The sequence below is a fragment of the Thermosporothrix sp. COM3 genome, from assembly GCF_059696735.1.
Genome location: NZ_AP019376.1, coordinates 3,790,992 through 3,807,048 on the forward strand (window position 1 = coordinate 3,790,992; position 16,057 = coordinate 3,807,048).

The 16,057-nt window shown below is 54.3% G+C and carries 13 protein-coding genes; 5 read left to right on the top strand and 8 right to left on the bottom strand.

Annotation, left to right across the window (positions count from 1 at the left end):
- The first annotated feature begins 397 nt into the window (after positions 1-397).
- Positions 398-649, top strand: coding sequence for a hypothetical protein (locus KTH_RS16045; protein ID WP_497619913.1), 252 nt, complete (start codon positions 398-400; stop codon positions 647-649).
- 81 nt (positions 650-730) lie between these two features.
- Here KTH_RS16045 and KTH_RS16050 read toward each other — a convergent pair whose 3' ends face one another.
- Both KTH_RS16050 and KTH_RS16055 read right to left on the bottom strand, forming a co-directional pair.
- Positions 731-1,795: a mannose-1-phosphate guanylyltransferase gene (locus KTH_RS16050; protein ID WP_497619914.1), complete on the bottom strand. Its 1,065-nt coding sequence runs from the start codon at positions 1,793-1,795 to the stop codon at positions 731-733.
- A 221-nt stretch (positions 1,796-2,016) separates the two neighbouring features.
- Positions 2,017-2,946: an acyl-CoA desaturase gene (locus tag KTH_RS16055; protein WP_497619916.1), complete on the bottom strand. Its 930-nt coding sequence runs from the start codon at positions 2,944-2,946 to the stop codon at positions 2,017-2,019.
- 661 nt (positions 2,947-3,607) lie between these two features.
- On the opposite strand from KTH_RS16055, the gene murJ (KTH_RS16060) reads away from it, so the two are divergent.
- The 4 genes from murJ (KTH_RS16060) to KTH_RS16075 all read left to right on the top strand — a co-directional run bounded on the left by murJ (KTH_RS16060) (position 3,608) and on the right by KTH_RS16075 (position 9,611).
- Positions 3,608-5,530, top strand: coding sequence for a murein biosynthesis integral membrane protein MurJ (gene murJ, locus KTH_RS16060; protein ID WP_497619918.1), 1,923 nt, complete (start codon positions 3,608-3,610; stop codon positions 5,528-5,530).
- Between the two features lie 302 nt (positions 5,531-5,832).
- Positions 5,833-8,256, top strand: coding sequence for a murein biosynthesis integral membrane protein MurJ (gene murJ, locus KTH_RS16065; RefSeq protein ID WP_497619920.1), 2,424 nt, complete (start codon positions 5,833-5,835; stop codon positions 8,254-8,256).
- A 10-nt stretch (positions 8,257-8,266) separates the two neighbouring features.
- Positions 8,267-9,304: a homoserine dehydrogenase gene (locus tag KTH_RS16070; protein ID WP_497619922.1), complete on the top strand. Its 1,038-nt coding sequence runs from the start codon at positions 8,267-8,269 to the stop codon at positions 9,302-9,304.
- Positions 9,305-9,410: 106 nt separating this feature from the next.
- Positions 9,411-9,611 (top strand): PLD nuclease N-terminal domain-containing protein, encoded by a 201-nt coding sequence (locus KTH_RS16075; protein WP_111317789.1) that lies wholly within the window; start codon positions 9,411-9,413, stop codon positions 9,609-9,611.
- 25 nt (positions 9,612-9,636) lie between these two features.
- On the opposite strand, the gene KTH_RS16080 is transcribed toward KTH_RS16075, so the two are convergent.
- From KTH_RS16080 to KTH_RS16105, 6 genes are all read right to left on the bottom strand, one after another.
- Positions 9,637-11,031: a protein kinase domain-containing protein gene (locus tag KTH_RS16080; protein ID WP_497619924.1), complete on the bottom strand. Its 1,395-nt coding sequence runs from the start codon at positions 11,029-11,031 to the stop codon at positions 9,637-9,639.
- A 157-nt stretch (positions 11,032-11,188) separates the two neighbouring features.
- The gene (locus tag KTH_RS16085) at positions 11,189-12,451 is read right to left on the bottom strand and encodes an LCP family protein (RefSeq protein WP_497619926.1); all 1,263 of its coding nucleotides are present in this window, start codon (positions 12,449-12,451) and stop codon (positions 11,189-11,191) included.
- A gap of 181 nt (positions 12,452-12,632) precedes the next feature.
- The gene (locus KTH_RS16090; RefSeq protein WP_497619928.1) at positions 12,633-13,394 is read right to left on the bottom strand and encodes an XdhC family protein; all 762 of its coding nucleotides are present in this window, start codon (positions 13,392-13,394) and stop codon (positions 12,633-12,635) included.
- An 8-nt stretch (positions 13,395-13,402) separates the two neighbouring features.
- Entirely contained in the window at positions 13,403-13,720 is a 318-nt protein-coding gene (locus tag KTH_RS16095; RefSeq protein WP_497619930.1) for an XdhC family protein, read from the bottom strand.
- 15 nt (positions 13,721-13,735) lie between these two features.
- On the bottom strand, positions 13,736-15,100 hold the full coding sequence (locus KTH_RS16100; protein WP_497619932.1) for a vWA domain-containing protein: 1,365 nt from the start codon (positions 15,098-15,100) through the stop codon (positions 13,736-13,738).
- Positions 15,097-16,011: an AAA family ATPase gene (locus tag KTH_RS16105; RefSeq protein WP_111319515.1), complete on the bottom strand. Its 915-nt coding sequence runs from the start codon at positions 16,009-16,011 to the stop codon at positions 15,097-15,099. The genes KTH_RS16100 and KTH_RS16105 overlap by 4 nt, the downstream gene beginning before the upstream one ends.
- Positions 16,012-16,057 lie beyond the last annotated feature (46 nt).

Below are 16,057 nucleotides of genomic sequence, written 5' to 3' on the forward strand. Positions count from 1 at the left end.
ACGAACGTTACTGGTAATTATATCACAGGTCCCGATTCATCTATGCACGAGCGCTTTTTCGTTGCAGCCATTTTTGCCGACCTGCCTGTTTGCCAGATTGCGACAAAGGCATAAGAAAATCAGGACGGCTCTAGCGCTATTGCATGAAAAACATGCTACACTGAGAAGCAGGGGGAAGAACTCAGCAGCATTTGAGACGTCCGTCTGAATTCCACTAAATTCATTTATAAGCTTCGTTTAAGCTATAGAACGCTGGTGCAATGAAACGATGTATAGAACGCGCTTTCTACTATTTCAAAGCGTTCAAGAAGGCACAGCTCTATACAAGGCGGAACGATCAAAGGTATACTACAAGAGAAACAGGAAACCAAGAAGGAACGAAGGAGTACGTTGGAGGATGAACAAGGAAGGCAGAAAGAAACACATTACCGTTCAGGCAGGACAGCATGTTCTCTATGAAGGCGAGAATATAGAAAAGGCACGCAAGATCTTTTTCGAGGCAGCCGATCAGCCAGAATATTACGGCGATCGGATTATCTTTCTTGTTGACGGCAAGGTCAGCGCTGAGTTCCGTGAACGCATCGGCTACCGGCAGCAGCAGGATGATCCTTCTACTTCAGATGCAGATCCCGACGCGGGGAACGCCTGAGCAAGAAGCAAGCCCGGTATACCAGCCGGTGGCACAGGATCGCAAAACGCGAGGCAGGCAGCCGGGCTTCTGTCTTTCCGCTTAGCAGTTTTTATGATGGTGTTCCGCCAGTTCTCTGACCCGCTGCACATCTTTCTTGTGACAGATCACGGTCATGTCATCCATCTCGACCACAATCAGGTCTTCGACTCCGATGGTATAAACCCGGCGTCCTGTATTGTTGTAGACCACAACATTCTGACTGCCAAAGCCCTGATGATGACCGACAGAACGCACGCCCTGCTCGTCTGCCGGGAAGAGCATTCCATACTGCTCCCAGTTCCCCACATCACACCAACCGAGATCGGCCGGAATCACAACCAGATTCCGGGTTTTCTCCAGAATACCATAGTCCACAGTGATATTCTGAAGCGTCGGCCAGAGTTCCTCAAGCACATGCTGCTCGTTTGCCGTGCCCATTGCATCAGCAATCGCTTCCAGCTTGCGGGCAGAATCGGGAAGGTGCTCATGCATCTCAGCCATAAACGTCGATGCTTTCCAGATAAAAATACCGGCATTCCAGACATAATGCCCGTCGGCAAGATAGCTTTTTGCCGTTTCGAGATCGGGCTTTTCAACAAAGCGTTCGGCTCGACAGGTCGTATGTCCATGCCCCTCGCCCAGTTTCTCGGCAAAGCGAATGTAGCCGTAGCCGGTCTCAGGCTTGGTCGGCGTAATGCCAATCGTAACCAGTGACCCCTGCAAGGCCCACTCATAAGCCAACTGCAACGACTGCCGGAAGGTCTCAACATTGGCAATAACATGATCGGCACTAAAAATAGCCAGCACCGCATCAGGATCTTGCCGTGCCAGCACCGCAGCAGCCCAGCCAATCGCAGCGGCCGAGCCACGGCCCATAGGCTCACGCAACACATGCTCTGGCGGAACGGTCGGGAGATGCTCCTGAGCCAGATCAGCCATACTCTGTCCGGTAACAATCCATGTCTGATCCGTGCAGATCAGCGGCGCAACGCGTTCCAGCGTTTCCTGGATCATGCTGTTTCCATTCGGCAAAGGCAAAAACTGCTTGGGAAAACTAGGAGTACTGAGCGGCCAGAGTCTGGTTCCGCTTCCGCCGGCCAGAATGACGGCGTTAAAGTGTTCCATCAAGAAGACGCCTCCTCGCGATGTATCTCAAAGGTTTTTTTCGATTCGCCACAGTAACCGTCTTTGGTTCATTAATACAAATTGATTGTATCGAGGTTATGAGGTAGTGTCAAATAGGTAAGCTCGGCACTGGCCCTTTCAGGCATATGCCAGCGACGATGAGAAGGCGTTCTTCGCAAAAAAAAGAGCGAAAGGGAACCCCTCTCGCTCTTGATCTGCAACTACAGATCAGCGGTCACCGGAACCGGCGGCTGAGCCTCATCCTTTGAAACAGGGGCAGACTTTGGAGCAACCGGAGCAGTTGACACTGTCGCAACCGCTGTTTGACGCGCCAGACGCCGCTGCATCATCTCAGGCGAGACACGATAGACATCACGCACCAGCCCGACTTTCTCCATGAACGAAATGATATATCCAGAGATGTCAACCTGCCACCAGCGCAGCCCATGAAAGGCCGAGCGCGGGAAGGCGTGATGATTGTTATGCCAGCCCTCACCAAAGCTCAGCAGGCCAATAACCCACTCGTTGCGACTCTCATCATTGGTGGCGAAATCGCGCCGTCCAAAGGTATGGCAGATTGAATTGACGCTCCATGTGACGTGATGCGTCAGGAAGATACGCACCAGACCACCCCAGAGCAGGCCTGTCCAGCCCCCGATCAAGAACGGGATAACAAGCGAGAGAACCACCCAGACAAAAAAGGTACGACTGACGAAAACAATCACAGGATCCTTGAGCAGATGGCGGCAATACTGGTTTGGATCGGCCATACGATCTTTAAAGAGCCAACCGATATGTGCATGAAAAAAGCCTTCAACCGGGCTATGTGGGTCGCCCTCCCGATCCGAAACTGAGTGGTGCTTGATGTGGGTCGCGGCCCATTCCAATGCAGCCCCTTCAAGAGCCATCGATCCCAGGACCAGAAAGAGAAACTTCACCACCGGGTGCGGAGTAAAACTACGGTGCGTCAGCATCCGGTGATACCCCACTGTAATACCAAGCGCAGTCAGACTATAAAACGTCACCAGCAGTACAATATCGAGCCAGTTTACCGCCCGCTGCCAGAGTAGTACCATCGCGAAAATGGTCGCCACCAGCGGCACCACCACAACTATAAGAATACCTGCTTTGTAAAGAGGGCTATGTTTCAACGAAAACCTCCAAAAACTTCTTCATTCGTCAGCCTGACCGCATGGTGGCAGATCCTGCATGCTCTCTCTGAGAGATGAATACATTCCTGGCACGGGTAAGAGTATCTTCTTTTGCTATCCCTGGCCCTGCACAGCCGATCGGTGTTACAGGCAAGCGGACGGCTACTTCTCAGTAGAACTCTTTCTCGGTCAGAAGGACTGCAATCCGGCTTTTTACCGGGTTTCTACTCGAATTTTTCCCATTCTGTGGGTACAGTTAATAAGAGAGAGGTTTTTGCATTTTTGTTTCACGACTTTGAGCACATTCTTTTTTTGTTGCTCTGTGTAGTCTGAAAACAGAGAAGCGCACCTCCCTCATCAGGAGGAGAGGAAACAGTTTATCCACCTGATTTTTACGCTGTTTTAACCCATTCCGACCAGAATACATGTGAGAAACAGGAGGAAGTGACCTGTATGGGTATCTCCCCCCTTTTCTCCCGGAAACGAAGGGGCTGGTGCAGAGCAACAAAACGAAGAATTTCAACGTATCATACAGTGAGTGCATCTCGACTAAACGCAAGCAGGGAGCCGCATGGTGCTCCCTGCCCGATCGACTGACTTAAAAAACTCTCTATGAAGTTATTTCTCTACTCTCTTTTTAGTGCCAGAAGGGCTATAGTGTATGAAGAAAAACAAGAAGAGACGCACAGAAAACGCGCAACTTCCGGTAGAAGATGAAGGCACACTGGGATATGGGCAGGGGCTGGAATATGGCAGCTTCCACTACACACAGCCGATCAAAATTCCTGAAGAATGGAGAGAAGAACGCCGCAGGAAGCTTGCCGCAGCACGGGAGCGTCGCCAACAGGCTCAGACTCAAGAGGCATCTGTCTCCAAAGCGGGCAGCATCGGACGCGCAACGATTATTCTCACGGTCACACTGATTGCCAGCCGCTGTCTGGGCCTGCTCCGTTCCTCCCTTTTTCTGGGTATTATTGGTGTCAATCTGTATTCTGACGCCTTTAATCTGGCCTTTAAACTTCCCGATCTGGTCTTTAATATCATTGCAGGCGGAGCACTGAGTTCAGCCTTTATCCCCGTTTTCAAGCTCTACTGGGGCCAGAACAAGCACAAAACGGCCTGGCACATTGCCAACACCGCGATCAACGTCGCGACCGCCGCCCTGGTCCTGCTGGCCCTGCTTGGTATTCTTTTTGCCGAGCCCTTACTGCGCCTCTGGTCGCTCCCGCTCTCAAATGAACAATTGCAGCTTACAGTGACATTGATGCGGATTATGTTTCTGCAATCGGTCATCATGGGTACGGGTGTCATTATCACCTCTATTTTGCAGGCCCACGAACAATTTTTGCTTCCGGCGCTCGGAAATGTGCTCTACCCGCTCGGGATCATTATCGGCCTTCTGCCCGGTTTTCTGCTCAACGTCACGCATCATCGCAATGACTATCTGGCGGTGCTATGTGCGACCTGGGGGGTCGTTCTGGGCGCTCTGCTGATGGTGCTCGTGCAGCTTCCCGGGCTGCATAAAGTGGGCATGCACTATCGCTTGAGCTTTGACTGGAAGCACCCCGGCATTCGTCAGATTGGCCGCCAGATGATCCCACGCTTTGTGAACACGCTCATGTTGCAACTGGCAACCTGGGTTGACCTCTTCTTTCTGACCTTCCTTGCAGCGACCACGGTCAGTGGAGTGATCAGCATGTCACAGCAGGCGCTGGCAATTACAACGATCCCCTTGAGCCTGGTAGCGCCGCTGGCCGTTGCTTCCTTTCCACGCATGGCCGAATATGCCGCGCAACGCAACCTGACACGCTTAAAAGCGTTGGTCATGGAAGCGCTGGAAAGCGTGATCTTTATCACCATACCGGTTGCGGTAGGGATGGCCTTTCTCAGCCTGCCCATCGTGCAACTGCTCTACGAACACGGGCGCATGACGCTCGATCAGGCATATATCATGTCTATTCCGCTGTTCTGCTTTACGCTGGGCATCCCTGGAATGGCACTGGTCGAAGTGCTGGTCCGCCCCTTTTACGCGCTCCGTATGAACAAGATTGCCGTCTTTATCAGTGCCTGTCAGTTTATCCTCAAGATCTGCCTGAGCATTCTGCTGATCTATCCGTTCGTCTGGTTTGTGCAGACGGGGATCATCACGTCAGAGCTGCCCTCGGTGGAGAAACTGCCGCTTGAGGGGGCCTGGGGCATGGGTGCGCTGGCGCTGGCAACCTCCATTGCCGGGCTGATTGAAGCATGTGCCTTGCTCTGGGTGCTGCATATCCAGCTTCGCGGCTTTCAGATGCGTGTATTCACGGGCTTTGTCGCCCGAGTACTTCTAGCCACTCTGGCCCTGGCCCTGACGATTGGCGTGACGAAGTGGCTGCTTGATACGTTTATCCCTACAACGAATCATGCAGGAAACAGCACTCTGTCCCTGGTGGGAATGCTGTTCGTCATACTCAAACTTGCCATTATTGCCGGAGTAGGGACGTTTGTCTATCTGCGCTCGGCCCGTTTCCTGCATCTGCTCGGTGGCGGACAGCTCCAACCGGTGAACCGATTGCTTATCAAGCTGAAACTGGCATGGATTTGAGAGACAACCGATGCCAACGTTTCTTTCAGTAGACCGTTTCCCCTCCGAAGCGTACTAGTACCTTCTGGTAAGCGACAGAAGAGGTACCCTCCCCTTCTGTCGGCCCGGAGGCGGGAGTGACAGCCCCTCTCTGGCCCGAAACGATGCGGGAAGCAGGTTTCATAAGTATCCTCTCTTATCAGGGTAGAAAGAAATGCATGAGTGTGGTATGCTTGACAGGCAAGAATATATCAAAGGCGGCAAAAAACACCCGTTATACATTGATTTGTCATGAAATCTTATAAATAAAGAGTACAGTTTGAATGAACGTGGGAAATCAAGGACAGCAACCATCGAGGCCAGGACAAGGGCTTTCGGGACAACAGGGAGGTTTTTACGGCTGGCAATATGATCAGAGTAATGCGGCACCAAACGCGGCACCGCCTTCTCCGCCGTATTCGCCTCAGCCCACACCGCTGCCACAGGGATACACCCCACAGCAGCCTTCATATCCACCTCCAATGCCCAGTCAACCTGGCTATCCACAACAGCCTGGCTATCCCCGGCAGATGCCGCCCGTTCAGCGCAAGCCACAGGAACCGGCACCTGATATTTTTCAGGATACGGTGTATGATATGGGCTCAACGCTCGGGTATGGACAGGCCACAACTGAGTTTCAGTTCTTTGAGACGCCGCAACCATCACAGCCCATCGCGCAATTGCGTCAGGAGCGCCTGCAACAACTGCGCGAGGAGCGCATGCGTCGGCAGCAACGCCGCATGCAAGGCGACGTCACAACCATAGCGCCCTGGTGGCAAAAGAAGTCACCCAGTGGTTTGCCCCCCACACTCAGGCCAAACGCTCCCGGCGTTACCGGGATGCCGCCACAGGTCGCGCCGCCTCCGGGAATGCAGCCCGCACAGCAACCGCCCTCGATGGAATCCACCGCACGTGGATTTCGAGGTGTCATCGGGGAGCAGGTTGAGCGCATTTCAGAGAAGCTGAAAGCTGCACGGGTCCCCTCGCAAGACACGGGAATGATCCAGCGTGTCAATGTGCGTCGGGCCACAATGCTCCTTACGTTCGCCTTCGTGGCAAGCCGCGCCCTGGGTATTATCCGTACCTCTATGTTTGGTGCCGTCTTTGCCACCAGCAACGTTTCAGATGCATATGTACAGGCATTCCTGGTACCTGACCTTATCTTTAACATTGTCTCGGGCGGTGCGCTGAGCTCGGCCTTTATCCCGGTCTTTACCAAGTACATGATCGGAGACAAAGACGAGAAGACAGCCTGGCATATCGCCAGTACCGCGCTTAATCTGGTAACCGTCGTGATGATGGTCCTGGCAGGCCTGGCGATTCTCTTCGCGCCCGTGTTGGTGCCGCTCTACAACCCGGGCATCAAAGATGCACAGCAGCTTGCGCTCATCACCGACCTGACCCGCATCATGCTGCTTCAGGCGATCATCCTGGGCTCTGGCGTGATTGTGACCGCGGTACTGAACGCAAAGCAGGACTTCCGTATCCCAGCCATTGGCACCGTGCTCTACAACGTTGGCCTGATCGCGGGCCTACTCCCGGGCCTCATTATCTCCTTCGCCGGCCATCGGAGCGATGCCAATGACCTTGTCGCCATTCACTGGGCAAGCTGGGGCGTGGTCCTGGGAGCGCTGCTACAGGTTGGTGTGCAGGTCTACGGCCTGAAAAAAGTGGGCATGCAGTATTCGCTAACGGCCTTTAGCTGGCGACATCCCGGAGTCATCCAGATCGTTCGTCAGATGCTTCCACGCATGGCAAACTCCATCATGCTCTACTCATCGATCTTCGTCGACCGCGGTTTGATCCAGATGCTGATGGGCGATGCAAAAGATGGAGCCGAAGGTCTGATTACGCAGAACTATCAGGCGTGGCAGCTCGTTCTTCTTCCGCTTGGTATTTTCGGTGTAGCCGTCTCAACCGCCGCCTTCCCGACGCTGGCCGAAAACGTTGCCAAAGGCCGCCTTGACCGGGTTCGCAATACCATTTCCGAGACGTTGCGGAGCACTCTGTTCCTCTCGATCCCCTCTGGAATTGGCTTGATGGTCCTCGGTCTGCCGGTGATTCAGGTCCTGCTGCAACATGGGCGCTATTCGCTCTCGATGGCACAGGCAACAGCCGTTCCACTGACCTTCTTTGCCTTTGGTCTGGCGGGACATGCGGCAATTGAGATCCTGACACGTGCGTTCTATGCGATGCGCGACAGCAAGACACCGGTCATCATCAGTATTCTACAGTTTATCTTTAAAATCGCGCTCAGTATCGTACTGATGACCGTCGCGGTTATCGGTGGCACCTCGTGGGGTATGGCCGCGATTGCCTCCGCAACCTCGATCGCCGCCCTGCTGGAGGCATTCGTGCTCTTCTGGCTGCTACATCAGCGTCTCGGCGCGCTGCCACTCAAAGAGATTGGTAGCTTCATTCTGCGCACGCTGATCGCGTCGGCAGTAATGGGCGTTGCGCTCTTCTTCATCCAGTTCATTATCAACTTCCTGCTGACGATAGTTGGCAAGGTCCCGTTCTTGCGCTGGATGGATACAATGGCAACCCCGGCGCTTGGCCTGCCCGGAACGATCATGGCCGCAATCAAGCTCGGCGTGATGATCTTCCTGGGACTGATTGTCTATGTCCGTATGGCACGCCTTCTCGGTATCCAGGAACTGGGACCGTTGAAGAAGGTACTCGATCGCCTCAGACTATCCTGGATTTAAGGAAGGCAGTATGAAACAGGTACGGCTTATTATTGTTGGCTTCGGCACCGTCGGTCAGGGTCTGGCTGAACTGCTCCTGACCCAGCGGGCGGTATTACAAGAGCAGCATGCCCTTGATATCCGCCTGGTGGGGGTTGCCAACGCCCGCCACGGCTTTATCTATCGGGCAGACGGGCTGAACATCGCCACAGTGCTGACCCTGGCAAAAGAGCGCAAACCGCTGACCGAGCACCCAGACGTTCAGCACTGGGGAACCGTCCTTGAGGGCATTCAGGCAGCAGACTATGATGTCATGGCTGAAGCGACCCTGACAAACCTGCGCGATGCTGAACCCGGTCTCAGCTACATTCGTGCGGCCCTCAGCAAAAAGGCGCATGTCGTCACAGCTAACAAGGGACCAATGGCTCTCGCAGCCTATGAACTGCTGGCACTGGCACAACAGCACGGCGTGCAGCTCCGCTTTGAGGCGACCGTGATGGCTGGCACTCCCGTTATCAGCACCGCTCGTGAGGGCATGAGCGGGAGCCGTATTCAGACCATGCGTGGTATCCTCAATGGCACAACAAACTACATTCTGAGCGCGATGGAAGCCGGTCGGGACTACGCTGAGGTGCTGGCCGAAGCTCAGGCAAAAGGCTATGCCGAAGCCGATCCGACCGCTGATGTTGAGGGCTATGATGTCATGGCAAAAGTGCTGATTCTGGCCGCCACGGTCTTCGGGCAGCCACTTCAGCCCGCACAGGTCGCGCGGACTGGCATCACCGGTGTCACCCGCACGCACGTGCTTCAGGCGCAGCAAGCCAATCAGCGTATCAAGCTGATCGCGGCCCTCAACAGAGAAGGTGATCACCTGAAGGCGAGCATCGCGCCAGTCGCGCTGCCGCTGAGTGATCCTCTGGCCCACGTTGAGGGAACCATGAACGCGATCACGCTGCATAGCGATACGCTCTCGGCAGTCACGATCATCGGTCCCGGCGCGGGTCGATGCGAGACCGGCCAGGGATTGCTTGCGGATCTGATAGCGGTAAGCAGACACCAGGCCAAATAGGTACTACTGCAACCCGAAGCATGCATATACGTAAACCCAGGATAGAACCCTTTTATCCTGGGTTTTTCTCTTTTGAATGCATAAGCGCCAGTTGAAAGGAGCTTACATGGTCTACCTGCCTAATGGTATCGCACTTCTGGCGTTTCTTTTCTGGATCTTCGTCCTGATCGACTGCGTGACGAAAGAGCCGTCTGAAGGAAACGACAAAATTGCCTGGATGCTCTTTATTCTCTGGGTTCCTCTGATTGGAGCCATTCTCTATTATGTCATTCGTCGTCCTGAGCGCATCAAAGCGGTAGGGCGCTAAGGCGTTCACATGCGAAGGGGGGCCTTTACTGCTCCTCTTCCCGCTTCTCCGGCTTCAGGGTAGACATTCCCGGGATCTCAAAGCGCAGCCGGACGCTTCCAAAACAGATCCAGTCTCCATGCTGCACCAGCTCTGCCTTCAGTGGGGCAAGCGTCAGTTCTCCAAGCCGGGTCTTATTGCGACTCTTGAGGTCTTCGATATAGAAAAAGGTCTCCTCGAAGCGAATGCGGGCATGCTGGCGTGAAACCGTCATCTGTGGATCGAGTCGCGTCAGGTCAATATCGGGAGTAAAGCCACGCTTGGGATCACGCCGCCCAACAATCACATTCTTTTGCCGTATGGGGAGCCGCAGCAACACCTTGCCATCTCGCTCATAACGCAGGTTGGCATAGACTTCTGAAGCAGAAACCACCGACATCGCACCGGATGGCTGACCGAGGTTCTTAAGCACCTCTTCGTTTGGCAGCTCCCCGGAATCGAACGTCTTCATTTCACGCGTAAAGCCGCCGGTCTGTTTCGGTTCCAGGATCGTGTTCTGAATCTCAACCGGGTTTACTTGAATTTGCGCCTTCACGTTTTGCAGCGCGTTCAAGAGTGCAGTGGCATTGCTGAAACGCCGTGCCGGATCTTTTGCCAGCACGTAATTCAGCACATCCTGAAGCATCGCTGGCGCGTTATGGACGTACTGTCTGAGTCGGGGAATACTCCCGGTCGTTTGCAGAATACCCGTTTCCGCCATATTCTGTCCAACGAAGGGCAGGCGGCCAGCAATCAGCTCAAAGAGCACCAGCCCGGCCTGATACAGGTCGCTGGCAACGGTGATCGGCTGGCCTGCAATCTGCTCCGGCGAGGCATATCGTGTATCGAAAGCCCCCAGATCTTCGACGCTCGTTGGTTCCCCATATCCAAGCGCTTTCAGCAGGCCCCGCAAGCCAATATCATCGAGCTGGACACGATCTTCAATGCCAATCGTTTCTACTTCCATCGAATCAACAGTCACCAATCGGGGACGCAAATCAAGCCCGACAAAGCCCCGCTCGTGCAAGGCCTTAATCCCCATAACCATCTGTTGCGCCAGGTTCAGTGAGCGCTCGATCCCCACGTTCTCATTATCCATCACATAGCGTAAGGTCATTCCACGAGGCGGATCTGTGGCAATGTAGATACGATTCCCCTCAATTCCCCAGTCGTATACTCGCAGCACATGGGGCGATTCCAGAGCACGCCGGCTGGCAAGAGGTTGAAGAAGGGATTGGACCGCTTGTGGCTGCATCTGGGGCGGGAAATCAACGATCCACAGACCAACCACATCATTATTGTTGCGGTTATAGGCCGTATAGAAAGCATAGACGCCATTCTTCTGCACAAGCTGCCCGAGACGATAAACGCCCCCGACCGTTCGGTTATCGCGCGATACCATGCCTGCTCTCTCCCTGCATCAGAAAATAATCAGCATCTCTATTGTATAACGGTTGTCCAGTGGCTCTTTAGACAATACATCTGTGATGGGAGGGGCGCCATAATAAAACAGGAGCGATAACGCGCCGCGCTATCGCTCCCGCTCCGTCTTCTTCGCTTTACTTGTATAGTTGATCCTGCACGTATTGTTTCACCAGGTCCCAATTATTCTCGCGTGCAGTCAGGATATAGGCCCCGTCATCGGCAGTGCCTTCCGCAAGCACATTTTGCGTGCTCAGGCCGATACGCGCGGTTTTGGGGTCGTTCATATCCATCTTCATGGTAAACAGACCAAGATCCGTCAGCGACATGTTCGTATAAACGGACTTTTCCAGCGCATCCATTGCCCCATAGAAGTTCGGCCATGTCGACGCGGACTTTAACTTCGCAAGCGTGGCTTTAATCACCGTCTGCTGGCGTACCGAACGAGCGAAGTCGGTTCCCTCAGCCGGATTATCCAGCACGTAGCGAGCACGCGAATAGCGAATCGCCGTCTCGCCGTTCATGTGCTGATACCCCTTCTTAAACGTCACTTTGATCCAACTGGCGTCAATATTTGGATCATCGTTCTTGGGATAGTTCGCGGTAAAGCCTTCCGGCACATTGATATCCACGCCGCCGACCGCATCGATCAGCTTGCGGAAGCCGTTGAAGTCAACCATCATCCAGTATTTTACATCCAGTCCGGTGATCTCAGAGATCTTCTGCGCGGCCATATTTGCGCCCGCAACGCGATCTTTGCCATTATTTGAGCCAACCTGATAGACAGTGTTGATCTTGCCATATTGCCCGGACTGCGGCGGCACCTGTACCCACAGGTCGCGCGGTACCGAGACCAGCGACGTGTGTTGTGTTGAGGGAATCATGCTGATTGTTACCAGCGAGTCCATCAGGTTCGCGCCATCATGATCGCCGCCACCATAGCCCATGACGAGCAGGTTGACCCGGTCGCCAGTCGACATAAATCCGGTCTCGGTGGTCAGCGGGGCTTTCGTGGAGATCGCAGAGCCAAAGGCCAGCACCCGAGGGACCACAAAAAGGCTGGCAATGATAAGAACAGCCAGTATGACCAGCAGGGACAGACAACCGATACGCCGAATGCGTCCCTTCTTTGGAGGCTGATTCCTCGGTGACGGGCCTGGACGCTGTGCGCTGGCAGGAGGAGTATAGACAGGTCCGCCGGGAGATTGGCGCACATGCGATTGCTGCACAGGAGGGGCATAATCGTGCCCGGGTGCCTGAGGCGGATACTGGTACGGCTGGCGCTTCTGTGCTCCCTGAGCACCGCCACCAAGTACCAGCTTCCCCTGATTCTGGTGATGCTCTTGTGAAAATGACCTTACTGTTGGATCATCAGAACCATACTGGTATTTATCCGACATAGAGTATCTCTTTCCTACCGTTTTTAAGAAAATGAATAATTATAAGACAAGCATAATATGTTCGCATTCTTCTTACAACCTACCTGCCAGTTTCTCCCACCCAGAACAAAATGAAAGAGCAGGGCAGATAGTTTTTTCAGCCCTACTCACTTTAACGCTTTAACAGCCGAGAAGTTGCACGCTATTTCTTGCTCCAATCAAGCATGGCCTTCTCGTCCTTTCCGTAACGGGTCGCCACAATTTCGGCCATAATTGCCAGCGCCATTTCTTCAGGAGAGACGGCCCCGATGTTCAGGCCAATCGGGCCATGAATACGACCGACCTGCTCTTCGCTTAACCCTGCTTGCTTCAGGCGTTCAGCACGCTCCGCGCTGGTCTTTCGGCTCCCGATCGCGCCAACATAGCCCACATTGTGCTTCAATGCTACCTGTAGTGTTGGCTCGTCAAACTTGGGATCATGCGTCAACACCGCCACCGCCGTTGAGGGATTCAAGCCAAGTTTGGGCAGCACCTCATCCGGCCAGGCCACAATCAGCTCATCGGCATGAGGGAAGCGCTCCTTTGTGGCGAAGGCGGCCCGCGCATCCACCACAATCACGCGATAATTGAGCGTTTTGGCAAACGTGGTCAGCGGAATGGCAATATGTCCCGCTCCCACAATGATCAGCGTAGGAGGCGGTGCGAACCCTTCAATAAAGACCTGATAGGTCGCGTCTTCCAGGGTATACGTATAGACCTTTGCGTCACCATTCCAGAGCGCCTGTTCAGCGTCGGCGCGCACCAGAGCTTCAAGGCGTGGCTCCCCGAGTGAGCCATGCGCCTCCTGACCGGGCAGAAGCAGCCACTTGGCCCCGACATGAGCCGGTCCCGTCACAACAGTCGCCAGCGCAGCGCCCTGCTCACGCGCCAGTTGCTCCTTAAGCGCCTCATACACTCCACTCATACGTTCTCCTACCAGTCCAGCCGTTCAACAAACACACGAATAGTCCCACCGCAGGATAGGCCGATCTGCGCAAGGTTGTCTTCCTCGCTGATCCCAAATTCCAGCAGTTGCGGCTTCCCATTCTTGATAACCTCCTCAGCCGCATGGATTACGGCAGGCTCTACACAACCACCGCTTACTGAGCCCGCAAGCTCACCCTTCTCGCTGACCGCCAGCTTCGCCCCCGGCTTGCGTGGAGCCGAGCCAATTACGCTGATGACCGTCGCAACGGCTACCTGTTCGCCACGCGCGCGCCATTTCTCAATATCTGGGAGCACATCACGCATTGATTTTGCCTCCTTTTACCAGTCCTGTGGCACCTTGCGTCTTGTCCAGGCTTCCACGGCTTTGCGTCTGGCATACGCGTTGCGCACAGGACGACTATCATCAATGGTTGAAAGGATATTCCCCAGGCTAATCAGGCTATCCAGATTGTGAGCCGGAAGAAAATCATCGATAAAATTGAGCGCCGTTTTCATGCCCATTGTCAGCGGGCGATAATCGGGCGCGCCAAGCAGAGGATTCAGCCAGATCAAACGGTGGCAGCTATGTTGCAGACGATCCATCTCAACCTGCAACACCTCCGATTCTCCGCGATCCCACCCATCGCTGATGATCAAAACCACAGCGCCCCGTCCAAGCACGCGCCGCGCCCAACGCTGGTTAAAGATGTGCAGCGCGTCGCCAATGCGCGTCCCGCCGGACCAGTCCTGCACGCTCTTTGAGACATCGCGCACAGCCTCATCCACATCGCGGCGCTTGAGCTGATGTGTGATCCGGGTCAGGCGCGTGCCAAACACAAAGGCCTCTACGTTCTGGAGTCCATTCGAGATTGTATGGATGAAGTGGAGCAGCAGCCGTGAATAGAGGCTCATCGAGCCGCTGATATCGCAGATAATCACCAGGGGACGCGGCTTGTACTTGATCTCACGCCGGGTCAGCTCGACCATCTCCGCGCCGTACTTCAGATTATGTCGAACCAGGCGGCGCATATCCAGATACGAGCCTCGGCGAGCAGGCGCTTTACGTCGCGTGCGGCGCATACCCAGATTCCAGCGCATATCGGCCATCAGGCGCTTTGCTTCCTGAATTTCTTCCCAGGTATAGTGCTCAAAATCCTTCTGCCGCAGCCGCTCGATAGCACTATAGGCATATGCCTGCGGATCCCCCAGATCGTCATCTTTTGCCTTCGCCTCAGACAGTTCGCTACGCTGCTTCTGAGTTGGCTGCGATGCACGTTGCATATCGCGGCGCGCTTCGCTTGCGTTCATATGCTCGGCAAGACGCTTCCGCTCCGAGGGGGGAAGCCGAAACGCCTGCTCCTGCTTGCGAACCTGTGAACCCGGTTTCTCCTTCTTCCGACGCGGATTGTCACGCACAAACCAGAAGTAGTGATACATCTGCTCGAAGACAGGTTCCAGCTCGTGCTTGTTCAACAGGCTGCATTTCAGGGTATAGTAGAAATCTTCCTTGCTGGTAATATCAATCTCGTTCAGGGTCTCAGCCAGATCGAGAAGCTGCTGAGGCCCGACAGAAATTCCCGATTCCCAGAGTAAACGGCCAAACTCGGTCAGGCGATACAGCAGCCGTTCTCCGCGCTCTATATCCAGCGGACGCAGCGCTTTGTTACCGTTCTCTCCGGGCTGTTCAGGCGGGATCGAAGTCATGAGCGAAAGGCTCCCTTTATCTTTTGAATCAACTTCCCCAGATCACTGCCACCAACCTTCAGCACATCATCCTGATATTTCAGCAACGCACCAAGCGTATCGCGCACCGGTCCCTCAACCAGTTCCAGTTGATCGAGCGCCAGCAGCGAGCTAATCCAGTCAAGCGTTTCCGCGACGCCTGGCGCTTTATAGAGATCCATACTGCGTAGCTCGCTCACAAAGGCACACACCTGCCGCGCGAGCTGTTCGGGTGCCTGTGGCTGACGCGCCAGCAGAATCGAGAACTCTTTCTCGATCGTTGGATAATCAATCCAGTAGTAGAGGCAGCGACGACGCAGCGCATCGTGAATCTCACGGGTGCGATTCGAGGTGATAATCACAAACGGCGGCTCTTTTGCCTGAATCGTACCAATTTCCGGAATCGTAATCTGAAAGTCAGAGAGCAGTTCCAGCAGATACGCCTCAAACTCTTCATCACTGCGATCAAGCTCATCGATCAAGAGCACAGGAGGTTTTGCATTTGCCGGGTCAATTGCCTGAAGCAGCGGCCTCTGAATCAAGAAATCGGGGCCGAAAATCTCCTTCAGTTCCTCCTGATGCTGAGCCGCACCACTGGCCTCCATCAGACGAATATGGAGCATCTGGCGGGTGTAGTTCCACTCGTAGACAGCCGTGCTGACATCAATGCCCTCATAGCATTGCAAACGAATCAAATTGGTCTGCAAGATGCCCGCGAGCACTTTCGCCACCTCTGTCTTTCCTACTCCCGGTTCGCCCTCAAGTAACAGGGGCTTGCGCCGCTTCAACGCCAGAAAGATAGCCGTAGCAAGTGGACGATCAGCAATATAATCCAGGGCATAGAGTGCCCGCTGTACATCTTCAACAGTTGCAAACGTAGGGAGTTCCTGCACGAACAAAGACCTTTCCAATCTAGCAATCGTCTTTCAGAAATACCGA